The sequence below is a fragment of the Candidatus Nealsonbacteria bacterium genome (genome assembly GCA_026016225.1).
Classification (GTDB): Bacteria; Patescibacteriota; Minisyncoccia; order Minisyncoccales; family JANBVM01; genus Nealson33H.
This window is the reverse complement of the sequence record CP061210.1, coordinates 359,824-383,093: the sequence shown is the minus strand read 5'-3', so window position 1 is coordinate 383,093 and position 23,270 is coordinate 359,824. Positions and strand designations below refer to the sequence as shown.

Below are 23,270 nucleotides of genomic sequence, written 5' to 3'. Positions count from 1 at the left end.
ATTTTTTGCTATTTAGTAAATCCCGTAGAGAAATTTTGAATGGAAAATTTCTTCTACCGGGCAAAATACCAATTTAATATTTCCTTTGCTACTGGAAGTACGGCAGCTTTAATGTCTTTTACATCTTCAATCATAATAGTTAAGACAATCTCCGGGTCCTCATAAGGAGCAAAAACAGTTACCCAGTTGTGATATATACCTTCTATTGGAGTTTCAGCTGTCCCTGTTTTAGCAGCAACTGCAACAGGTAAAGAATTTAATAATGTAGCTGATGCAAGAGGGCTATTTTTTCCCGTGACAGCCTGTCGCATTCCTTCTCTGGCAATCTGAAGATTTTCGGAGTCAATAAAATTCTCTCTGATGATTTTAGGTTCTATCTCCCTCAGTACTTCCAGTGAGCCCTGTTCAGTACCAACAATCTTTTGTACAACTTGAGGTTGCATCAATTTGCCGCCATTAGCAATGGCAGCAAAAGCATTAATTACTTGTAAAGGAGTTGTCGTAAAAGCTCCCTGTCCAATAGATAAATAATAAGTATGTCCAAGCCGCCAATCTTCATCTATATCGGGTAAAATACCTTTTCCCTCACTTGGTAAATCAATACCCGTTTTTTTTCCCCAACCAAAAACTTGAAGATATTCTTTTATAGTTTGCGGTCCTAATCCTTTAATTTCAAAATCCTTATTTCCTCCTCCTATGCTGTAAAAATAGACATTGCAGGATTCGGCAATGGCTTTTCTCATATCCGTCCAACCGTGAACCTGCCAATCATGATATGTATAGATAATCTCCGGATTATATTCGTGTTCAACCTCTATTAAACCTCTACAATTAATGCTTTTTTGGGAAGAAATCACATTTTCCTGAAGGGCAGCTGAAGCAATCAAGGGTTTAATAGTAGAACCAGTTGAATATCCTATGCCTGAAATCACTCGATTAAAAAGCGGTTCATTTTCATCTTTAAAAAGTTCTTCTAAGGCTTTTTTATCTTTCTTTGAAAATAAGTTGTTATCAAAAGAAGGAATAGAAACCAAAGCCAAAACTCCTCCAGTTTTTGGATCTAAAGCCACTGCCACAGCTTTTCTACTCCCTATGCTCTGAAGTTGTTTTTCTAATTCTTCTTTAGTTTTTCTCTGTAAGTCAGAATCTAACCACAAAACCAAACTTTCTCCTGATTCGGGTAAAGCCACTATTTCTTTTGAGATTACATTTTCTAAAGCATCCCTTTCAATTTTTACTTTTCCCGGATTTTTTCTTAAAACTTCTTCGTGGTATTTTTCAATTCCGGTTATACCTACATAATCAGAAATCGAATAATATTCAGGTTCTTTTTTCCATTCCTCACTACTTATCTTTCCCACATAACCTATTAAATGAGAAAAATTATCTCCTTCTTTATAATCCCTAATTGAGTTCTGTTCTATTTTAAATCCGGGGAGCTCTCCTATTTTCGTTTCTAAAACAATTAATGTCTGGTGGTCTAAATTTTCAAAAACTACTTTATTTTCTCTAATCTTCTCCTGAAGAGTTTCATAGTTGATGTTTAAAATTTGGGAAACTTCCTTTAAAATCCTCTGTTTTTCTATTTCAGACTGAGGAAGATTATCTTTTTCACAAATTAAATTAAAGCTGGAAATATTGAAAACTAACTGTTTTAAATTTCTATCATATATCACTCCCCTCTCAGCCTGTATTTTGCTCAGGATATACCTATTTTCATTAGCTTTTGCTAAAAAATCCTCCCCTTCCACTATCTGAAGTTGAAACACTCTCCAAAAAAGAACCAATATCACTAAAACCGAAAAAAGAAAAGAACGATTAAAAATAGTTTTTAAAAGGGGAACTTCTATTTTCCTTTCAGAAACACCAATCTCTTCGCCTTTCTTTTTCGCTAAGTTATCTAAAATAACCTCGTGAGGCTCAATATCTTTTGTAAAGCGAACTTCAAATCTTCTTTTTTTAAAAAAATCATTCATAAACAAAAATCTTTATTAAATCAATGGAAAATTATTTAATATCTTCCAATATACCTCTTAAGAATTAGTTTAATAAAAAGAGAAATAGAAAGAGAAATCAAAATGTAATAACCGAGGAATTTTTCAGAAAAGATGTCTAAAAAAAATCCGCCAAAAAAAGCTGAAAAAATGCCCAGATTACTTTTTTGGTCTTCAAAGAGATTAATCAGGATAATGGTAATTAAAACGAGATTAGGTAAAAAGATAAAAAAACGAGCTAAAAAACTGGTCTGAAGCAAAGTTAGAAAATAAAAGAAAAAAAATAAAAATATAATTTTTTTTACCATCTGATTAAAACCAGTTGAGAAATTTTGACTTACTTCGTAGATAAAAGGTTTTCTGTAAAAACTCTGTCAAAATTCTCCTACTGGGTAAAGTTGGTAATAAGAAAGAGGTAATCTATTTCTCTAATATCAAAAGCAGGTTGGATTTCAGCTTCCTGAAAAGAAGCAACGTCTGATTTTTTAACTTTTTTAATTTCTCCCACTAAAAGTCCTTCGGGGAAATTTCCACCCAAAGTAGTAGTAATAATTTTATCTGTCAAATTAATTTCTTTTTCTCGTGGAATAAGTTCAAGTAAAAGATTAAAATTTCCCTTTCCTTCTGCTAAGCCGTAAATTTCTTTTTCAAAAATTTCAACATCAAAAGAGTTATCCTTTGAAGTTAAAAGTTGAATTTTTGAAGTACTTTCATAAACTTGAATAACCTTACCTACCAAAGATTTTTGTTGAGTAATTACCGGAAAACCAAAAGCTATACCGTCTTCAGATCCTTTATCTATTATTAAATAATCTCCAGCTATCTCTTTACCAATCACCTGAGAGATAATTAGTTTAAACTCTTCTTGTAATTTTAAATTTAAAGCTGTACGCAAAATCTCATTTTCTCCTCTTAATTGCTCAAGCTTTATGTTTTTGATTATTAATTCCTGATTTTCTAATTTAAGTTTTTCGTTTTCTTGCTCAAGTCTTTTCATTCTCAAAATCATTTCAAAAAAATCAGAAATTCCGCCTCCTTTCTCCCAAAGCCATTTTTGTACAGGTTCAGATAGAGAATAAAAGAAATTTTTAATTCTTTCTGAAAAAGGAGATAAATTAAAAAGAAAAAGAGAAATAATTATAAAAATTATTATTCCCACTTTCAATCTTTGAGAGTGAAGTTTACTTTGTGGGAAAAATTTTCTATTTTTTTTATTAAATATTTGGAATTGTTCTTTATCCAAAAATCTCATTAAATCATTATGACGCACAAGCTATGAAATAACAAGATTTATCTCCTCTACTTAATAAATGAGTTATTTTCACTTTTAAAAGTAATAAAAAAGGCGCTTGGGCGGCGGCTACCTACTTTTGCAGGAAACCCACTATCATCGGCCTCGGTATATTTCACTTCTGTGTTCGGGATGGGAACAGGTGGAACAATACCAGTATAGCCGCCACTCAAGCGTCTTTTTACTATTATTTTTTGCAAAATTCTCAAGGACAAATCCTCACAACTTTTTGGTCTACAAAATTTTGAAAGGCAAGAAATTATGATTTATTAGTACTGCTCGGCTCAATAGGTTACCCTACTTACACCTGCAGCCTATCAACCTCATCATCTTTGAGGAATCTAAAAGTCCTAATCTTGGGGTGGGCTTCGTGCTTAGATGCTTTCAGCGCTTATCCCTTCCCAACGTAGCTACCCAGCGATGCTCCTGGCGGAACAACTGGTACACTAGAGGTTGGTTCAGTCTGGTCCTCTCGTACTAAGACCAACTCCCCTCAAGACTCAACGCCTGCGGTAGATAGAGACCGAACTGCCTCACGGCGTTCTGAACCCAGCTCACGAACCACTTTAACGGGCGAACAGACCGACCCTTGGAAGCTTCTCCACCTCCAGGATGTGGTGAGCCGACATCGAGGTGCCGAACCGGGCCGTTGATATGGACTCGCGGGCCCGACTAGCCTGTTATCCCCGGGGTAACTTTTAGCTGATGATCTTCGGCGGTCCTACGACCAACCGTCGGTTCACTAAGTTCTGGTTTCCCAACTGCTCACAGCATTATGTTCGCAGTAAAGCCGGCTTATGGCTTTGCCCGACGCGTACGATTTCCATCCGTACTTAGCCGACCTTTAAACGCCTCCGTTACTTTTTAGGAGGCAAGTGCCCCACTTAAACTGCCCACTAAACACTGTTTCCGCCGTAAAGACGGATTAGAACTATGACTTTGAAAGGAAGGTGTTTCATTGACGACTCCATCTGGCCCGAAAACCAGACTTCAAAGTCTCCCTTCTACACTACGCATCCAAAACCAAAATCCAATATCAAGCTACAGTAAAGCTCCCGGGGTCTTTTCGTCTAGCCGCAGGTAGAAGGCATCTTCACCCTCATTGTATTTTCACCGGGCTCCTCGTTGAGACAGTCCTTCAGTCGTTACGCCCTTCATGCGGGTCGGAACTTACCCGACAAGGGATTACGCTACTTTAACACGGTTATAGTTACCGCGGACGTTCACCGGAAGCTTAACTCACTCAGCCATCCTTCGATAAACTCAGGACGACCCGCGAGCTTAACGTTCCGGCACTGGTCAGGCGTCAGCCCCTATACTTCCTTTTACAAGTTAAGCAGGGACCTGTGTTTTAGATAAACAGTCGCCAAAGGCACGTTTGCTGCGACCCATACCGTATGGTACGGGTAGGCCATCTTCCGAAGTTACGACCACTTGTTTGCCGAGTTCCTTAACGAGGTTTCACCCGTTCACCTTAGTACTCTTACACCAACCCACCTGTGTCGGTTTGCGGTACGGACCCGCCTAAGTTTTCCTTCCTTAAAACTTTTCCGGGAAGGTTGCTCATCTTCGTTATTCTGACCGAAGTCAGAACTTCCCACTCTTCATTAGAAGAAAACTTCCTCAAAGAGTAGATGTAAATCCAATAATACACGAAGACTACAAACCTTCGTCATTCTAAGGAAAAACTTTGGCGAGGGGTCGGAATATTAACCGACTGTCCATCGGGTACGCCTTTCGGCTTTCCCTTAGGTCCGCCTAACCCTTGGTTGATTGTCATTGCCAAGGAAACCTTGGGTTTTCGGTGTCAGGGGATTTCACCCTGATTGCGGTTACTCATACCAACATTCTCACTTCTCAACGCTCCACCAAACCTTACGGTTTGACTTCACTGCCCTGAGAACGCTCCTCTACCCCCTGCACCGTACGGTGCAGGGCCTTATCTTCGGTACTAAGCTTGAGTCCCGTTACATTTTTGGCGCAAAACTCCTTAGTTAGTAAGCTGTTACGCACTTTTTAAAGGATAGCTGCTTCTGAGCTCACCTCCTAACTATCTGAGGAATTTCACCTCCTTTCTCACTTAGCTTAGATTTCGGGACCTTAGATGAAGGTCTGGGTTGTTTCCCTCTTGAGCCTGGACATTAGCGCCCAAGTTCTTACTCCAGGGATTACAAAAATGGAATTCGGAGTTTGGTAGGAATACCTAGCTTGCGCCACAATATCCCTTCCAGTGCTCTACCTCCACTTTCTAATTCCCCAGGCTAGCCCCAAAGCTATTTCGAGGAGAACCAGCTATTACCAAGCTCGATTAGCGTTTCGCCTCTTACCACAGCTCATCCCAGGATTTTGCACGATCCACGGGTTCGGGCCTCCTCTCGCCTTTCGGCGAGACTCACCCTGGCCATGGCAAGCTCGCTTGGCTTCGGGTCTCGCACACTCTCTTTACCCGCCACAACTTCGCAGATGTTAGCGGGTGAACGCGCTTTTAACACTCGATTTCTCTATGCCTCCACCCCATAAGGGTTTAGACTAAGAGAGTGCACGAACTCGTTGGTGCCTGCTCCAAAAGGTACACCGTCACCGCGTCAGACGCGGCTCCGATTTTTTGTTAGCAAATGGTTTCAGGTTCTATTTCACCGGGATTACCTCCCTACTTTTCACCTTTCCCTCACGGTACGTACTAGTTCACTATCGGTGAGGTTGAGTATTTAGCCTTGGCTAGTAGTTTAGCCTGCTTCCCGCAGGGATTTCATTCCCGGGCGGTACTCAAGTATAAATATTCAGAGCATGTGATGATTTTCGCCTACTGGGCTATTACCATCTTTGGCATTCCTTTCCAGGATACTTTGGCTAATCAAATCACATTTTAGTTTAGCTCTGCCCAAAACTTTCGCTCTGGGATATATCTAACTTACAACTGCTATTTGATAACTAATTAATAGTTATTAGATAGCTCTGGGCTTTTCCCTCTTCGCTCGCCGCTACTAAGGGAATATTGCGAAACAAGATTGCTTCGCTTTTTTTTCTTTTCCTCCGCTTACTAAGATGTTTCACTTCAGCGAGTACGCTCCCTGTACCGTATGGTACGGGGTAACGCGGTTTTTAGTCGCGTTGGGTTCCCCCATTCGGAAATCCCCGGATCAAAGGTTGGTAGACACCTCCCCGAGGCTTATCGCAGTCACCCCACGTCCTTCATCGCCTCAACCTCCCAAGGCATCCACCATTCGCCGTATGTTATCTTGCCTTCCAAAATTTTATAGAACAAAACTTAAGTAAGTTTGCCCTTAAAAATTTTACAAAAAATTAAAAATATTGGCTAGTCAATAAAGACTATTGTTGAATCTCTTTTCCCTATTAAAATGTAAGGTTCTTACCAATTCTATCTATCTTATCCTTTAATCAAAAAACCGCTTTCAAGAAGCGGTTCTAGTTCTATCAAACAACAGATAACAAAATCAACCGCTTCCTGACTTAATTAATATCATTACAGCTTTGTTCATATTTTTCATTTTATCAAATCAAAAACCTTTGTCAAGCAACAAAAATTTCTAAAAAAATTAACCCCGCTTTATTTTTCCAAATTAAGAAGGTATAATGCGGGGCTAACTTAATATTTCAGGAAATTTTCCTTTTCAAATCCTCAATTAGTTGAGCTGCAGCATCTTTCCCCCCCAAACCAAAAGCTAAACCAAAAGCCAAGCTAATCATTCCCACAAATCCCATAACGAAAGTATTAACGATGTTTCTAGCCACTCCTAATTGATCTACAATCGCTAAAAAAGCAAAAATATAAATTGCCCATCTTACTGCTGTTCCTATAAATCCAACGTATCCTACACCCATCTTTTTCACGCTAGCTTTAATAATTTTTTCCAAAATATCAGTAAGGATTACAGCTACCACAAAAATTAGTATTGCTACTATTAGATTTGGGAGCCAAGCAACAATACTAGAGAGAATAACAGCGAACTCTTTAAAACCTAAAATATCAACTGAAGCTAACAAAAATACAATAACCAAAATCCATTTAAAAATTCCTCCCACAAACTCTGCCGGATTAACTTTTAATTCTGCTTTTTCCAATGCTTCTCTCCAACCTTTTCTTTCAAAAAATTTGTTAAAAGTCAATTTCTTCAGAATCTCAGCTACAAATCTTCCCAAGAAAGTTGCTAAAAACCAACCAAAAATAAAAACAATTATCGCTCCAATTAACCTCGGTAAGAATAATAAGAATCCTTGCCAGGTATCTTGTAAAGCGTTAAACGTAATCACTGACCAATCTCGAATAATCATAATAATCTTCAAAATATAATATATAGTTATTTATCGACCTTTAAACTATCAATTAACTCATTATAGCATATCGCAAAAAAGCAACGAAACTCCCTGTGGAAAACTCTGATGGTGGACCTGAGCGGACTCGAACCGCTGACCTCCGCTATGCAAAAGCGGCGTTCTAGCCAACTGAACTACAGGCCCGTTTTAAATAACCCCCCTTGTGGGCACAGAAGGAGTCGAACCTTCCACCTCTTCTTTATCAGAGAAGCGTTCTACCGCTGAACTATGTGCCCTACTTTTCCAATACAAATAATTTTTTTCTTATTGGAGTTAATCTTGAAGAAACTTCTTTTTGAAAAATTACTTTTAGTTTCAAATTTTTAAAAATATTCCCCCACTCTTTTTCTCTTTTAAAAGTAGTTTTATCTCTATTATGAAATAACTTATCAAATGAAAATCCGTGAAGTTTACAAAAAAACGATGAAATAATTCCTTCTGGTAAATCTTCGTAAATAAAAATTTTATCTTTTGTAACCCTTTTAGCTTCTTTTAAAAGAACTATAGGATCTTGACTGTGGTGTAAAACATAGGCTATTAGTACGGCATCAAAATTATTACCGGAGAAAGGAAGCGATTTTCCATTAATTATCTTAAAAGGTATGGGAAATATCCTTCTATCTAAAATATCAACTCCCACAATCTCTGCCTGAAAAAAATTTTGAAAAACCTTCGTTATTATCGCGGGACCACAACCCAAATCAAGTATTTTAGAACCACTTTTGATAAAATCTTTACACTCCTTACACATCCTTTGACCGGCTTTTTCATAAATTTTAGAAAAAATCAGATACCACATCATTAAAAACTTACTTAATCCACTCTCAAAACGAGAGTTTTTACAATTATATTTGGTAAAGCCATATAGTTAAATTTTAGGCTAAATTTTAACCTTTGACAAGTTAATTTTCGCCAAAATTAAAAAGCCCTTATTAAGACTTAAAAGTGAAACAACTCATTTTCTATAATTTCTCTATAAAGGCAAATACTGGATTACTCCAATTCTTTTTCTATGTCTTTAATTTCTTTCCTAATAGATTCTTTAGAAATATTAAGGGCCTCCTGTAATTTATTTCGAACTTCCTTCTCTTTTTTAGTTAAACCGGGTTTTTTATCAAGGTATTCAATTTGCTCTTGGATTTTTTCTTGTAAAATTCGGAAGGCCATGGTAACGCTTCTAGTTACTTCTTTAGTTTCTCTTCTTAGCCGTCTTCGCCAAAGAGAAATTCTGTACCAAGTATAAAAGATAATCCCGATTAAAACTGCTATGAGAATTACTAAAGTGATCATGATACTTAAATAATCTATTGCTATTTTACCAAATCTTAAAAAAGGATACAAACCCACCCAAAAACTAATCCTTTGGGACGGCAGACTTAAAGCTCCTCGTTTATCCCGGACTTCAGTCCAGACCTCATAATCTCCTTTCTCTAAAGCTAGAGAAACAAACGACCATTCCCCTTTTTCATTAGCTTTTACTTCACTCACCACTGCTTCTTTTATCGTCTCTTGGATAAAAATTCTAACTATAACTCCAGGCAAACTTTTTCCTTCCAAATTTAAAGTTTGGCCCGGAGTCAGACTCATTGGGAACTTTGTAATAACAGGGCTTTCAATGGGCAATATTTCAATTTCTGTTGAGGCCGAACTGAAATTTCCAGCCATATCATATATCTTGATTTTAATCAAATGCCTACCTGGAGTCTGAGGCGCTATTTGATAAGGTTCTTTTAAATCTGCTTTTGTTATTGTTGCGGTTGTCATTACTGGTTTATCCTCATCTATTGTCATTTTGTAATATTCAACTCCTGAAACAGAGTCAGTGGTTTTAAAATATAAAACAGGGCTGGGATTGGTAGTATCGCCACTATCATCAATTTTTATTTCAAAAGATTTTGGGGGGTTAGTGTCAATTAAGACTTTTCGATGCAAAATTTCACCCCAGCCATATTGATTTTTAAATCTGACATGAAAATACCAAGCTCCGTCTGCTAAGTCTCTGACTTTTTTTTCTGAAATTTGAGAAGTGTAAAGTATGGTTGGAGTAGAGACAGGCTGATAGTCAATTAATAATTTTACTTCACTAACATCAACAGGCACTTTCCATAAAAATTCTGGATCATTATTTGAATACCACTTATTAGGGTCAGAATGAGTGGGAGAAGAAACAATTGGAGCAACCGGGACTCCAATAGTAGGCGGGGGCATATATTCTTCATCAGTCGGCGGAGTAACAATTTCTGATTTTATGGCATATACACCATTGTTCATGCTACCCAAGATATTTGTTCCTTTACCGTCCCCTGCCAGAACCGAACCAGAAGAGAAAGTTACTTGGGATAAAGCACTGGCTTTAGTCTTAAAAGTGATGGTAATTATAGTTCCTGAGGTTCCAGTAAAATTACTGGGTGTTCCTCCGCCAAAGACTATATTTCCTGCAGAGTTAGAAAAAGCAGGTTCAGTGGTCCAGAGACTAAAGATTGAACCATTTTTTGAAAGACTAATGACTTGAAGTTCATTTGGATTGAAAGTCAAGATTCCCTCAGCAGCATTAATAGCTGTTACCCCGCTATCTACTTTAACTTTTACAGAAAAAACACTGTCAACATTATAAGTGCCGCTGGCAGGAGACAAATACAAAGAAACCGATGAACCTGCCTGAATCATTGCGGGAAGCATTCCAAAAACCACTAACATACAGCAAAGCATTACTAATCTCCCTGATAGGTATGAATCACTGCTAATACTTTTGTAGTATTTAGTGTTCATATTCATTATGATTAGCGGGTCTAGCGGGCCTTCTTAGGAGCCGCCAAATTATTATTCCCATCCCCACCAGAACCAAAATTATTACCCAATAAGGAAATGGTTTTTTCGCAGGTATATACTCAGCAATTCTTTCATTACCAGCTTTATCAACTGCTTTTACTTTTATTGTACTCTGCAGACTCTGGTCTTTCAATAAGCAAGGGCTTTGAGTTATTATCCAATCTCCTTTCCCCTCTTTAATTTCATAATGGTCAATGCCGGTTTGTTTGTCAGTAGTAGAAAAAATGATAAAATATTTACCTTCAAAAACTGCAGGGTCCTGGTGAATTTTTATTTCAAACAGCTCAGGGGACGTAATATCCTTTTTAATTTCTTCCTGCCACTCGTCTTTAGAAACTTCCAGCTTCTCAGATAAAACAGTTAAAGCAGCTCCTTTGGTACCAAGCTTGGCTGGTGTGCCAAATCCATCATTGAGTAAAACTTGGGAATTCTCTAAAAATTCAATTTTGCCAGAGCTTGACATTAATGCTTGAGGTGTTTCTTTTACTTTGAATATGATTCTTCCAAGCAAATTGCTCTCGCCCGGATCTCCTGGCAGTTTCCCGCAATAACCTCCTGGAATTCCTCCAGTAAAAGAAATTAACCCTGTTTCCTGAGAAATTGAAGGGGGAGAAACCCAAAAGATTAAAATGGAATTGCCTAGACTAAAATCAACTGCCTCTAAAATATTCAGGGGAAAGCTCAAATTAGCTTCAACAGTATTAATACACTCACCCTCTGTATCTATTCTGGCTTCTATTATAAAAGTATCGTCTTGATAGTATTCACCTTTAGCTGGTTCTAAATATAACACAGTTGCCTGGGAATAATTAAAATCTAAAAACGAAAAAATAAAAACAAAAACTAAAAACAATAAGATTCTAAATTCTAATTTTTCAAACCTTTTAAATTGTTTAAAGCTTATAATTTGAAACATTGAATATTGTTTAGGATGACGAGCTATCCTGTCCAATAGTACAACATTATTGAAAAATCCGGTAAATCTACTATCCCATTCATATTTTGGTCAACACCAGCATTTTCCCTGCCCCACCAATAAAGCAAAACTGAAAAATCAACTAAATTTACTTTTCCATCTTTGTTTAAATCAGCCCCTGGGCAAATGGGATTTAATTCAAGGGGCACTGCTTTGCCAATGTAAAAAGTTAAAACTTGACCAAAACCGCTCTTCTCTTCCGGAGTAATTTGAGATTGAGCTTTACTGGTATGGGAACCTTGTTCCAAGAATTGAGTGTTAAATGCCGAAAGCCAAACGCCAATTTCATCAGATTCAACTTTTTCAATGGTCTCTTCGGATAAAACATGGACATCTACCTGCGCATTCGGCACGGTCTGACCGAAAATGTTTAAAATTTCCCCTCTATTTAAACTATTTTTATCAATATTAATAGTCGGGGGTAAAAAAATACCAGAAACAGTAGTGATAGTATTAGCAGTAACTCTAAAAGTTAAAGTATAAGTGATGGATTTTATTTTATTTTTATCTATTGCCCAAACACTAAAACTCCAAACACCAGGAGTAATATCTTCAATTTCTGCTTTAAAATTTGCTTTGGAATCAGCTTTCACTGTTTTTGCTAATTTTCCGTCGCTTAAAACATGAACATCAGAATCAGGGTAAGCTCTTCCGTTAAGAATAACTTTAGTTGGAACAGTGGGGGGAACATAACCTCCACCTCCTCCACCTCCTCCTACTCCTCCGTTGATGCCATTTTCGCCATTATCAGAAGGCGCATCACCTAAAAGAGCAAAATCACTAAATTGTTGAGTAGTTGCTGTAATTTTATTTAAACTGACATCAACAGCGCTATCGCTTAAAGCAACCCATTCTGAACCATTCCAACGATAAGCTGTTAAAGTGCTTTCATCAATCCCGCTAATGTCAGAATCAATATAAGAAAAAGTTAGGGTAGCGGCTTTATCAAAAGAAGAAACTGTACTGTTGTCAGATGTTTTTTTAAATGAAATATTATAGAAAATATTAGCTCCCAATTTCCCACTCGGTAAAGGTTGGTCAGTTGTAACTGTCTCTTTAGCGGCAGAATACATAGTAAGCTCTACTTTTTCGCCCGAACTTAAAAAATCTGCGGGCAGGCTTATATCAAAACTTGAACCGTTAGGATTTAACAAATCTTCTGTAAAAGGCTGGGTAGTGTCAATCTGGTGAGTCTCTTTGGTATAAGCTATGCTAATCGTAGTTGTAATGCTGGCTGCTTGAACCCAAATATTATAAAAAGCAAAAACTAATCCTCCTAAAAGAATTAATCCAAAAATTAAAATTGTTGAAGAATTTTTTCTCATCGCTTATCTTTTCATTATCTATTTTGTTTATTTTTTCTTCACCCCAATCTGAAAAGCAAAATTCTTCCTCAAGAAAGCAATGATTATGGCTACTAGCGCTATGCCTGAAACAATCCAAGTCCAGGGAGAATATATTGTCCAAAAAGAGGAAATCCTGTAAGTTATTGCCTGCCAAGCGTTGGCCGGAATTACGCTGAAATAAAGCTTAGTGGCAACTGCTATTCCAACAGTAGCGCCGGGTCCAGCCTTAACAACTGGATGAACTTCCAAATAGGCAAAATAATCCCCGGGTTTAGTTTTCATCGGCAAAGTTAATTTCACTACTACCCTCTGAGATTGTTTTGGTTCTAAATAAAATAAAGAGGGGCTAAAACTAAACCATTCTTTACTGGGTCTTTGCTGAGGTTGCTGAGAATGATAAGCGATTTCCATTTCATAATCAGCAGGCTCGTCTCCTGTATTTGAAACTCCCAAGGATGGAAACTCATAAATTCCGCCCGGTTTTAAGGGTTCATCAATTTTAATTGTGCCTGTGCCTATTCCCACACCAGCTTTGGCAGAAACTATCAAAGGAAAAATTAAAACCGCTATCAAAAAAAGAATAATAAATTTTTGCATATTTATTTTTGACCGACTTTTGCTTAGACAATTGCTTTTAAGATGCCTCAACTGCTTGAATGGTTACTGTAATGGTCTTTTCTTCATTGTCGGTTGAGCTCGTCGGAACATTAATCTTTAGGTCAATATCTAGGGTTCCACTTACAGCCACGCTGGATGAAGCAGTTTCGTATTCATTAACAGTATCAAGAATCTGCCAGGTTTCATCTGTAGTAGTTGCAAAGCTATGGACAAATACATCTGAACCAGCCGTAATGCCTACTGTCCAGGGTGCGCCGCCGCTGGCGCCTGAAGTTTTAATATTTATCTGCTCAGCGATATTGCCAGTATTGGTCACTGTCTGAGTATCATCTACGCCAGTAGATGTAGTATCCTGACTGCCGCTCTCAGCCACAGTGCCATAGGCAACGTCTCCATCTGATACTGTTAAAGCAATGCTTTTTGCCGTAACCGTACAACTAACTGTTCCGGTATCTGCTGCTCGTACCGTTAATCCTGTCACTATACAAATCATTCCTAAAATACAAATAGTAGCAATTAGTGATTTCATAGAGTTTTATTTTATAACTCGTTAATCATTTATTATGACTTAATTTCTAACCCGACCTTTGCCAAAAATTATTAGTTATCCACATATTTTTTAGCCGTCTTTATTATAACGTCAAGGAGTAGAAACAACAATGATATTATTTATTGCGCTTGTTCCGCCAGAAAAGTTACAGTAACAGTCTTTTCTACATCATCAGTTGAGGCAGTTGGAACAGTAATTTTTAAGTCAAAATCTAAAGTTCCATTCACAGCCACGCTGGATGAAGCAATTTCGTAAGTACCAACCACGTCAAGAATCTGCCAGGTTTCAGCTGTAGTGGTTGCAAAGCTGTGGACAAATATATCGGTACCAGCTGTACTGCCTACTGTCCAGTCTGTGCCACCGATGGCATTAGAAGTTTTAATACTTATTTTTTCAGCAACATTACCATTATTTTTAACTGTTTGAGTATCATCTACACCAGAAGCTGTGGTATCCTGACTATTGCCTTCGCCCACAATGCCGTAAGCAACGTCACCATCAGTAGTTATGGTAATGGAAATTGAAACTGCTTGGATTGTAATCTGACCCGGTGAATAATCGCTTACGTCCGGATTAACGCCATCGTTGGTTATTCCGTATACATAATAATCGCCCGGCGTCATTTCTGTTGTATCCCACGCGCAGGTGACATTAGTGCCTTCAGCCGCTGTAGCGCAGGGACCGGTAATGGCGATTCCGTCTAAACCGGTGTTATTGGTGTCGTAATAAAAAGCCGCGGTTACGTCGTCATCAGTATCAGATAAAGTGTAAGTAATGTTGTACGATTGGCCGACTGTCACTGTATCGTCAACACCGTCCGGCTGGGAAACAGTAAGAGTGGGCGTCTCGTTGGCAGCAGCTGTTACGTCAAGACTAGTATTATCAAACCATGCCAAACATTCATTAGAAGCAAGAACGCCTCCTCTAACATCGGCGTAAAACCGAATATTATATGTACCCGTATCAGTAAAATATGAGGAAACATCTTCACTACTAACAGGTGTCCACTCTGTAGCGCCGTTAAAAGCGGGTATAGTTATATCTGACCAAATCACATCCCAAACACCCGGAGTTGTTGGCTTTTCAATCTCTACTCGGATATTATTTGCTTTACAGTCCAAGACAACGCTTCGTTTACTCCAATAAAGACTTAAAAGGACCGTATCCGTAGAATTAATATCTGTGCCAATAGTCTGCTCAGCATCACCAGTACTTTTACAGTTTCTTTCAACACAGGATGTTTCAATAGAACCAGCAGTATCCTGATAATATGTATCGTCGTAGGCTGTTGTTGTTAATGTCCAACCCGTTGTTCCACCGTCAAAGCTAGGATTGTTTAAATACTCAGCTGGATTAGCTTGTACATTTATATCCGGGGTTAAAAAAATCCAACTAATCGCCAATGAAAAAATAATAAGTATTACCAAGAAATTCCTCAAATTGTTTTGAATAAATTTTGCCATCTTTTTTTATTTTATCAGATTTCAGCAAAGAAAAAATATAGAAAATTAAAAATACATTTTTATTTTTTCCGTCTTATTATTCTACAATATTTTAGCAAAAATAAAAAATCCTCAAACACAAAAAAGCGCAAATTAAAGTTGCGCTCTTTTGTTTTAGTTTCTTAGAGTTGTCCCGAATAGTCAATCTTTTGGGAACTTCGACCAACTCCCTTAGAATTAAAATCCAAATTTCAGACTTCAATTCTAGCCGACACTAAAAAATAAAATGTGGTGATCCACGGACAGCTTCCGCTACCCGTGCCTTGTTACGACTTCGCCCTTCTCACTGAACCTAGCTTCGTCCACGTCAGACGCAGACTTCAGCTATTCCCAGCTCGCTTGGCGTGACGGGCGGTGAGTACAAGGCCCAGGGACGTATTCATCGCCACATGGCTGATTGGCGATTACTAGCGATTCCAGCTTCATGGGGTCGAGTTGCAGACCCCAATCCGGACTAAGATCAGGTTTGTTGGGATTGGCTCCGGATTTCTCCTTGGCAACCCATTGTCCTAACCATTGTATCATGTGTGCAGCCCAGGACATCAAAAGGCCATGCGGATTTGGCGTCATCCTCACCTTCCTCCGTATTGTCTACGGCAGTCCCCTATGACACGTAAAACATAGGGTAAGGGTTGCGCAGGTTTCCCCATTTAAGGGAGCATCTCAAGACACCTGCTGACGACAACCATGCAGCACCTGGACTAGTGTCCTTGTGGGTAGATCCTCCTTTCGGAAGATTTTCACTAGTCTGTCAAGTCCTGGTAAGGTTCCTCGTTTGTTATCGAATTAAGCCACATGATCCACCGCTTGTGTGAGCCCCCGTCTATTCCTTTGAGTTTTAGTCTTGCGACCGTAATTCCCAGGCGGGACACTTAACGCGTTAGCTTCGCCACCTGTAGGGTCGACACTACAGATAGCCAGTGTCCATCGTTTAGGGCCAGGAATACAAGGGTATCTAATCCTTTTCTCTCCCCTGGCTTTCGTCCCTCAGCGTCAGGGCCGCCCCAGTTGAATGCCTTCGCTTTTGGTGTTCCACTCGATATCAACGGATTTCACCCCTACACCGAGTGTTCCATCAACCTCTAACGCCCTCTAGTCTGACAGTTTCTAACGCCTTCCTTAAGTTGAGCTCAAGGTATTTAACGTCAAACTTATCAAACCGCCTACGGACCCTTTACGCCCAATAAATCCGGATAACGCTCGGGGATTCTGTATTACCGCGGCTGCTGGCACAGAATTTGCATCCCCTTATTCATGAAGTACCGTCACCACGTCAAACGTGGTTCTCCCCCCATAAAAGCAGTTTACAACCCGAAGGCCTTCTTCCTGCACGCGGCGTCGCTGGTTCAAGGTTTCCCCCATTGACCAATATTCTCGACTGCTGCCTCCCGTAGGAGTATGGCCCGTGTCTCAGTGCCATTGTTGGCGGTCAAGCTCTCACCCCGCCTACCCGTCATAGCCTTGGTAAACCATTACTCTACCAACAAGCTGATAGGCCGCAGGCCAATCCTAGAACGGTTGGATTACTCCTTCCGTTTATTCATTCTCTCTTTTGAAAAAATGAAACTATCGGGAATTAGTCCGCCTTTCGACGGATTATGCCCGTTTCTAGGGTTTGTTACCTACGTGTTACTAACCCGTTCGCCACTAACCAATGCAGAGCATTGGTCCGTTCGACTTGCATGCCTTATCCACGCCGCCAGCGTTCATCCTGGACCAGGATCAAATCCTCAATGAAAATGTTAGAATTGTTAGATTTGATAGGTTGACCTTCTGTCTTTGTTAGAATGAATATTCCAACATAGCGAAGCGATCAAACATTCCAACAATTCAAACAATTAATAGTCGGGACAACTCTAAAAAACCTATTATTTAATTTTAAAGTACTTCCAATTGCCTTTATATTTTATATCCTTAAAACAATACTGTCAAGAATTTTATAAGCCGGGAGAGGGATTCGAACCCGTCGCCCTATGGTTTACAAAACCATTGCTCTACCACTGAGCTATCCCGGCTTGAGGTTATAAATAAAAAGATTATCTTTTTGTGGCTTTTTTTATCTCATCCCAGTAATTATCATCTTCTCTAATTTTTTTTCTCTGACTATTCTCTCTCAACTTCTTAAGCCAGTTAGAGGTTTTCTTGTCTGTCTTAAGAGACAGAATTCTAACTTTTGTTAAAATCTCTTGCAAAGATTTCTCGTAAGAGAAATTTTTAAAGGGATTTAGCTTTCTAATTTTCTCTATTAATATCGGTGTTAAGCTTTCTTTTTTTACTGCTGTTTCTGGGAGAGTAGATAAGACCGGAATTTTCCTAACTATAATTATTCCCAATCCAATAGAGCTGCCAAATAAAATAATTTCAAAAATTGTTTTATAACTCATATCTAGTAAACCTTTTTAGTATAATATTTTCACCGAACTTGGCAATGTACTCATCAATTAATTCATTAACCGTTTTTGTTTGGTCTTTTATCCATTCTTGTTCAAGAAGAGGATTTTCTCCATCAGATGGTGAGGCTGCAATTTGAAGACATAGTTCATGAGCTAATTCGTGAAAATCTTTCGAGCGGGCAACAAAATCTGACTCACATTGAAGTTCAATAAGCACACCTACTTTCATCCCAGAATGAATATAACTGTTGATTATTCCTTCTTTTGTTTCTCTGTTTAATCTCTTTTGAGCGAAATCCTGACCTCGCTTTCTTAAAATCTCCTTAGCCTTTCCTATATCCCCCTCTGCTTCTTCTAAGGCTTTTTTACATTCTGTTATAGAAACCCCTGTTTTGTTTCGAAGTTTTTTGATTTGTTCAATGGAAATCATAAGTTTTTCTTGCTTACTTCTTGTCTTGCTTTTAATATAACATCTTTTACTTTTTCTAATATATATTTCACCGAGCTTACGGCATCATCATTAGCTGGAATTGGGTAATCAGCTAAAGTCGGGTCTGTATTACTGTCTGAAATAGCAATAATCTTTATATTTTTCTTTATTGCTTCTTTTACAACTAAATTGTCTTTTTCCATACTTAAAATAAGGATAGCGTCAGGTAAATCTTCCATATCTTTTATTCCACCGAATTTTCTTTCAAAATTTTTTAATTCTAAATCAATTTTAGCTCTTTCTCTTTTTGTATATTTTTCCAATTCCCCCTTAGCTCTTTTGTCTTCCAGTTCCTTAAAATGATTAATTCTTTTTTTTATTACCTCAAAGTTAGTAAATGTCCCGCCTAACCACCTTTCACTGACGTATAGAAGACCGCATTCTTTAGCAAAATTTTTCACCAAATCTTTAATTTGAATTTTTGTTCCCACCACTAATAAGGCTTTGTTTTCAGAGATTAAATTTTCTATAAACTTTAAAGCTTTCTCAAGCTTTTCTTTTGTTTCCTTTAAATCGATAATGTGAATACCATTTCTAACTCCATATAAATAAGGTCCCATTTTAGGATGGAGTTTTGAGCTTTTATGGCCGAAATGCACGCCTGCCTTAGCCATTTCTTCAGTATTAATACCGAAATCAATTTTTTCTTTTTCTTTTCCTGTCATTTTAAACTAATTTTTAATATATCATTTTAGTATGTTTTTGCAAGTTTTTCTACGGAGTTGATTTTTGATAAATATCTGCTAATATAGAATATTCATAATATATATCATAAAATTATGAAAAAAAACATTCATCCGAAATATTATCCTAAAGCCCATGTTAGGTGCGCCTGCGGAAATACTTTTACAGTAGGTTCTACTAAAGAATTTATTGAAACAGAAATTTGCTCAAAATGTCATCCTTTTTATACTGGAAAAGAGAAGGTTTTAGGTACTGTAGGTCAGGTCCAAAAGTTTAGAAAAAGATTAGCAAAAAAGAAAAATGCAGCAAGAAATAGCAAATAATAAAAAGAAGGAATCAATTATAGTAGAAATTCGAGCAGGAACAGGCGGAGAAGAGGCTGCTTTGTTTGCAGCAGATTTATTTAAAATGTACTCAAGATATGCTCAAAGCCAGGGTTGGAAACAAAGGACATTAGACTCTCATTTTACTGACCTGGGTGGTTTAAAGCAAATTGCATTTGAGTTAAAAAACGGAGATGTCCTTTCTGAGATGAAATACGAAGGCGGCGTCCATCGAGTCCAAAGAATCCCTAAAACTGAAAAATCAGGAAGAATCCATACATCAACAGCTACGGTAGCTGTTTTATTAAAACCCAAAAAGACTGAAATAAATATAAAACCTGAAGATTTAAAAATTGATGTCTACCGCGCTTCAGGTCCTGGAGGTCAGTATGTAAACAAAAGAGAAACCGCAGTAAGAGTTACTCATTTACCAACCGGAATTACTACTACTTCTCAGGCCGAGAGAAATCAACTTCAAAACAAAGAAAATGCAATGACAATATTAAAAGCTAAGCTTTTAGAAAGAAAAGAAGTGGAGGAATTAGAAAAGTTTGGCAAAAAAAGAAGGTCTCAAATTGGCTGGGCAAAAAGAGTAGAAAAAATCAGAACATATAATTTCCCTCAAAATAGAATAACCGATCACCGCATTAAAAAGAGCTGGCACAATATTGAAAAAATTATGGGAGGAAAATTATATCCTGTTATTAAAGTTTTAAGAAAAAAACTTCAATAAAATATACAAGAGAATATCATTTATTTATTGTTGTTCTCAAAAACTCCTTTATCAATGTATTCTTGAAATTCGGCAGCATAATCCATAATGCCCGAGCGGTGTATTCCATCTTTACCTGTCCAACCATATATATAAGCCCTCCCTCCTGCATTAATACATCTTGAAGTCATCCTATTTGTACCGCACAAATAGGCGGTAGCAGCTCCAATTTCATCATAGGCTTTTTGAGAGTCAGCTCCCCAGTCAGCAAGATAGAGGCCGGCCGCTAAAAAAGCATCTTGAATTCTCCAGGGATTAGCAGGTACATTTCCTGTAATTTGTTCAACTCTTTTTTTATATCCCCTTTCCTGATTGTTGGGATTTAGCCAGGTATAAGGCATAAACTGAGCAGGACCCATTGCTCCTCCCATCTGAATCTTTCCCCCGCCTACCCAACAGGAAACAGGAACACTCTCTGGATCAAGTCCTAATTCTTTAGTAATCTCTAAAAAGGATTCATGCTGACTTTTTGACATCACCCTTGTCCAGGAAACATCGGGATATTTACAAGAAGGACAATTGCATTGACCAACATTTTGACCGATACGTGATTCAATTTGTAAAAGTCCAAGTAAAAAAGCAGGGCGGACTCCGGTTATACTCTCTACGTATTTTGCTAAAGAATAAGCATCTTCCACGGTTGGAGCTTCAGACTCTGGTATCTGAGCTAATTTAAAAATTCTGTTTCTGATTTCCTGGGCCTTTTCTTTAACTTCCTCTAAATATTTTTGGTAGGCAGCTTTTTCTCCTTTTACCTTATCTAAGAGATATTCCTGTTCTTCTTTAGTACCCTCACTTTCTTGTTGTTGGAGCTTCTGGATTAATACCTGCCTTCCCAAATCTTCTCTTTCCTGATCCAAAGATTGCTTTTGACCCTCCAAATATAGTTTTAAATCTTTTATTTCTTGTAAAAACTCCTGGTTTTTGTAATTTAATGTTTCCAGAGCCATTAAATTACTGAAAAAATCAGAAAATTTATCTTCCGAAAGTAAAATCTCAACAAGAGATTTTTGGTCTTCTTCGTAAATAGTTCTTAAGATACTAACCAAATGCTCTCCAATATCTTCAATTTTTAACGACGTTTTTTCGATGGAAGACTCTGTATCACTAACCTGGATACCAAGGTCTTTAATTATTAAATTACTCTGATAAATTTGGTTTTTTAGTTTCTGAATCTTCCTATTTAAAATATAAACCTGGTTATTATAATTTCTTTCTTTCTTTTGTGCCTCTGTAATATCTCCTTCTGCCTGAGCAATTTTTTGTTCATAATAATCTCTACATTTTTCCAATAACCTCTGACATTCAAATTGAGGATAAATTTGACATTGTTTATCAAGATTTTCCACCTGGCAAAAATCTTCTAAATCCTCCAGGGCAAAAATCTTCAGGTCAGGCAAAATAAAAACTAAAACCAAAAATACAACGAAAAATTTGTAGATATTTAATTTATGAAATTTGTAGAAATTCATTGTTAATTTCAATTAGTTTTCCCTTTTCCTTTTCCCTCGCCCTTTGTAGCTTTGGCGGAGAAAGGTTCCTTCTTCTTTTCCTCAATCTTCTTTTCCTCAATCTTCTCTTCCTCTTCCTTTTTCTCTTCCTCTTTTGGTTTTTCTTCTGCCGGTTTTTCCTCTTCAACTTTCTCTGGCGGAGAAACAGAGATTAAAATCTCTTCGGGGTCTCTTAAAACTTTTACTCCTTCTGGAAGCTGTAAATCCTTAATTAGAATATAATCATCAAAGGTTTTTAGTCTTTCTACGTTCACTTTAATCTCTTTTGGGAGTTTTTGAGGCAAAGCCCTTATTTCAATATCTGTAATATTCTTAACTAAAGTGCCTTCCAGATTTTTTACTGCCAGAGACTTTCCTTCAATAATTATGGGTACTGTTACTTCAACTTCTTCTTTGAGAGCGGGTTGATATAAATCAACGTGAATTGGTTTTCCGCTTAGAGAAGCAAACTGAATATCATAAATTAAGACCAAGAATTTTTCTTTTTGACCTTCAACATTAAGCGAAACTAAAGAACTTTCTCCTGCCTCTTTGTAGACCTTCTCAAATTCTTTTAAATTAAGTTCTAAGTTCAAATTCTTAATCTTTGACCCATACAAAACAGCAGGAAGAATCTCCTTTTCCCTCAAGTTTTTTAATACTTTTTTAGTGTCTTTTCGAATTTTAGCTGAAAGCAAAAGCATAAAATCAAGAACTTATGTTATAGATTTTTAGGGCTTCGTCTAGACTTTTACCCTCCACAGTTATCGCATATATTGCATTACACATAGATACTGCCTCCTTAAAACTTTTTTGATGAATGTTCCTTCCCGTAGCATTACCTGCTATACCAATTTGAATCTGTTCATATAATCTTTTAAGAAAGGCTTTAATATCTACCGAAGAACCCCCTGCACAAACAACTTTAGTTCTACCAGCTGCCAGAACCGCTTCCTTTAAGGCTTCTGTTACATACTCTCCATCTTTTTTGGGAGGATTAATTTTAACAAAATCTGTGCCAAGACAAGCTGCCACTCCTGTTGCTCCCGCAATTAAATGGGCATCCTTCTCATCCTTTACTGCCTTCCCTCTGGGATACATCCAAAGAACTGTTAAAAGACCGTTCTTGTGAGCTTCATATACCATTCTTGATGCTTCTCTTAACATTTCAACTTCATACTCACTACCCAGATAAACAGTGTAACCCACAGCTAATATTTTTAAACCAGAGAGCTTCTTGAATTCAATAGCTTCCTTAATATCAGTAATTTTCCCATTAAGGGGATCTCTTTGTTCAGTTTTTACAAGGTTCGTTTTAGAGTTGAGTTTTATCAAATATTGAACATCTTTATAATCAGCTCCATATTTAGCAATAAGACCTCGTTGAGTGGCTAATACTCCAATTTTAGCTTTGTTAGCTACTCTAAAAAGATGTTCTGGGTCAGCATCATCAGGATGAATTCCCTTTCCGTAGAAATCATTATTAAGGTGTTCTATCTTCTGGTCGCCAGCAAAAAGCATTAATCTACCAGAGTTCCGCGTCATATTCAAATAATTTTCAATATATTCCTTTTTCATCGTCTTTGGCACATCTAATGGAATAAGGACATCATCTTTGTTTATTTTAGGTTTTTCCGCCAATCGGCGGATTGTTTTTTTCATAGTTTTATTTATTGG

The 23,270-nt window shown here is 37.6% G+C and carries 19 protein-coding genes, 3 tRNA genes and 3 rRNA genes; 2 read left to right on the top strand and 23 right to left on the bottom strand.

Features of this window, described 5'->3' with window-relative positions; all coding sequences use genetic code 11:
- Positions 1 to 53: 53 nt before the first annotated feature.
- The 20 genes from IB617_01975 to rpsB all read right to left on the bottom strand — a co-directional run bounded on the left by IB617_01975 (position 54) and on the right by rpsB (position 18,989).
- Positions 54 to 1,976, bottom strand: a complete 1,923-nt coding sequence (locus IB617_01975) for a hypothetical protein (GenBank protein ID UZE92904.1) — start codon at positions 1,974 to 1,976, stop codon at positions 54 to 56.
- A 35-nt stretch (positions 1,977 to 2,011) separates the two neighbouring features.
- The gene (mreD, locus tag IB617_01970; GenBank protein ID UZE92903.1) at positions 2,012 to 2,302 is read right to left on the bottom strand and encodes a rod shape-determining protein MreD; all 291 of its coding nucleotides are present in this window, start codon (positions 2,300 to 2,302) and stop codon (positions 2,012 to 2,014) included.
- 77 nt (positions 2,303 to 2,379) lie between these two features.
- Positions 2,380 to 3,246, bottom strand: a complete 867-nt coding sequence (gene mreC / locus IB617_01965; protein ID UZE92902.1) for a rod shape-determining protein MreC — start codon at positions 3,244 to 3,246, stop codon at positions 2,380 to 2,382.
- 99 nt (positions 3,247 to 3,345) lie between these two features.
- Positions 3,346 to 3,455, bottom strand: a 5S ribosomal RNA gene (gene rrf, locus IB617_01960).
- A 79-nt stretch (positions 3,456 to 3,534) separates the two neighbouring features.
- Positions 3,535 to 6,527, bottom strand: a 23S ribosomal RNA gene (locus IB617_01955).
- Between the two features lie 373 nt (positions 6,528 to 6,900).
- On the bottom strand, positions 6,901 to 7,578 hold the full coding sequence (locus IB617_01950; GenBank protein UZE92901.1) for a hypothetical protein: 678 nt from the start codon (positions 7,576 to 7,578) through the stop codon (positions 6,901 to 6,903).
- Positions 7,579 to 7,687: 109 nt separating this feature from the next.
- Positions 7,688 to 7,764 (bottom strand) — tRNA-Ala (locus tag IB617_01945).
- Between the two features lie 20 nt (positions 7,765 to 7,784).
- A tRNA-Ile gene (locus IB617_01940) sits at positions 7,785 to 7,856 on the bottom strand.
- Complete coding sequence (locus tag IB617_01935) at positions 7,856 to 8,422, bottom strand: class I SAM-dependent methyltransferase (protein UZE92900.1); 567 nt, start codon at positions 8,420 to 8,422, stop codon at positions 7,856 to 7,858. The genes IB617_01940 and IB617_01935 overlap by 1 nt, the downstream gene beginning before the upstream one ends.
- 191 nt (positions 8,423 to 8,613) lie before the next feature.
- Positions 8,614 to 10,317, bottom strand: a complete 1,704-nt coding sequence (locus IB617_01930; GenBank protein ID UZE92899.1) for a hypothetical protein — start codon at positions 10,315 to 10,317, stop codon at positions 8,614 to 8,616.
- A 61-nt stretch (positions 10,318 to 10,378) separates the two neighbouring features.
- Complete coding sequence (locus IB617_01925; protein UZE92898.1) at positions 10,379 to 11,365, bottom strand: hypothetical protein; 987 nt, start codon at positions 11,363 to 11,365, stop codon at positions 10,379 to 10,381.
- 23 nt (positions 11,366 to 11,388) lie between these two features.
- Positions 11,389 to 12,750, bottom strand: a complete 1,362-nt coding sequence (locus IB617_01920) for a hypothetical protein (GenBank protein ID UZE92897.1) — start codon at positions 12,748 to 12,750, stop codon at positions 11,389 to 11,391.
- A gap of 27 nt (positions 12,751 to 12,777) precedes the next feature.
- Positions 12,778 to 13,368 carry a fimbria/pilus periplasmic chaperone gene (locus tag IB617_01915; GenBank protein UZE92896.1) on the bottom strand — a complete coding sequence of 197 codons (591 nt, stop codon included), beginning with the start codon at positions 13,366 to 13,368 and terminating at the stop codon, positions 12,778 to 12,780.
- Positions 13,369 to 13,405: 37 nt separating this feature from the next.
- Positions 13,406 to 13,918, bottom strand: coding sequence for a hypothetical protein (locus IB617_01910; protein ID UZE92895.1), 513 nt, complete (start codon positions 13,916 to 13,918; stop codon positions 13,406 to 13,408).
- A 140-nt stretch (positions 13,919 to 14,058) separates the two neighbouring features.
- Positions 14,059 to 15,402 (bottom strand): hypothetical protein, encoded by a 1,344-nt coding sequence (locus IB617_01905; protein ID UZE92894.1) that lies wholly within the window; start codon positions 15,400 to 15,402, stop codon positions 14,059 to 14,061.
- Between the two features lie 263 nt (positions 15,403 to 15,665).
- Positions 15,666 to 17,179, bottom strand: a 16S ribosomal RNA gene (locus IB617_01900).
- A 204-nt stretch (positions 17,180 to 17,383) separates the two neighbouring features.
- A tRNA-Thr gene (locus tag IB617_01895) sits at positions 17,384 to 17,456 on the bottom strand.
- A 21-nt stretch (positions 17,457 to 17,477) separates the two neighbouring features.
- On the bottom strand, positions 17,478 to 17,825 hold the full coding sequence (locus IB617_01890; protein UZE92893.1) for a hypothetical protein: 348 nt from the start codon (positions 17,823 to 17,825) through the stop codon (positions 17,478 to 17,480).
- Entirely contained in the window at positions 17,815 to 18,264 is a 450-nt protein-coding gene (gene tsf / locus IB617_01885) for a translation elongation factor Ts (protein ID UZE92892.1), read from the bottom strand. Before tsf ends, IB617_01890 begins: the two co-directional genes overlap by 11 nt.
- A complete protein-coding gene (gene rpsB / locus IB617_01880; GenBank protein ID UZE92891.1) occupies positions 18,261 to 18,989 on the bottom strand; it encodes a 30S ribosomal protein S2 in 729 nt (242 codons plus the stop codon). The genes tsf and rpsB overlap by 4 nt, the downstream gene beginning before the upstream one ends.
- Positions 18,990 to 19,103: 114 nt before the next feature.
- Between rpsB and rpmE the strand changes: the two genes are divergently transcribed.
- Together rpmE and IB617_01870 are read left to right on the top strand one after the other, a co-directional pair.
- The gene (gene rpmE, locus IB617_01875) at positions 19,104 to 19,331 is read left to right on the top strand and encodes a 50S ribosomal protein L31 (GenBank protein ID UZE92890.1); all 228 of its coding nucleotides are present in this window, start codon (positions 19,104 to 19,106) and stop codon (positions 19,329 to 19,331) included.
- On the top strand, positions 19,309 to 20,064 hold the full coding sequence (locus tag IB617_01870; GenBank protein ID UZE92889.1) for a PCRF domain-containing protein: 756 nt from the start codon (positions 19,309 to 19,311) through the stop codon (positions 20,062 to 20,064). Before rpmE ends, IB617_01870 begins: the two co-directional genes overlap by 23 nt.
- A gap of 20 nt (positions 20,065 to 20,084) precedes the next feature.
- Here IB617_01870 and IB617_01865 read toward each other — a convergent pair whose 3' ends face one another.
- Genes IB617_01865 through IB617_01855 form a run of 3 tightly spaced genes read right to left on the bottom strand, consistent with a single transcriptional unit; the run spans position 20,085 to position 23,255 of the window.
- Positions 20,085 to 21,575 carry a lytic murein transglycosylase gene (locus IB617_01865; protein ID UZE92888.1) on the bottom strand — a complete coding sequence of 497 codons (1,491 nt, stop codon included), beginning with the start codon at positions 21,573 to 21,575 and terminating at the stop codon, positions 20,085 to 20,087.
- Between the two features lie 8 nt (positions 21,576 to 21,583).
- Positions 21,584 to 22,297, bottom strand: a complete 714-nt coding sequence (locus tag IB617_01860; GenBank protein ID UZE92887.1) for a 50S ribosomal protein L25 — start codon at positions 22,295 to 22,297, stop codon at positions 21,584 to 21,586.
- A 4-nt stretch (positions 22,298 to 22,301) separates the two neighbouring features.
- On the bottom strand, positions 22,302 to 23,255 hold the full coding sequence (locus tag IB617_01855; GenBank protein UZE92886.1) for an aldolase: 954 nt from the start codon (positions 23,253 to 23,255) through the stop codon (positions 22,302 to 22,304).
- Positions 23,256 to 23,270 lie beyond the last annotated feature (15 nt).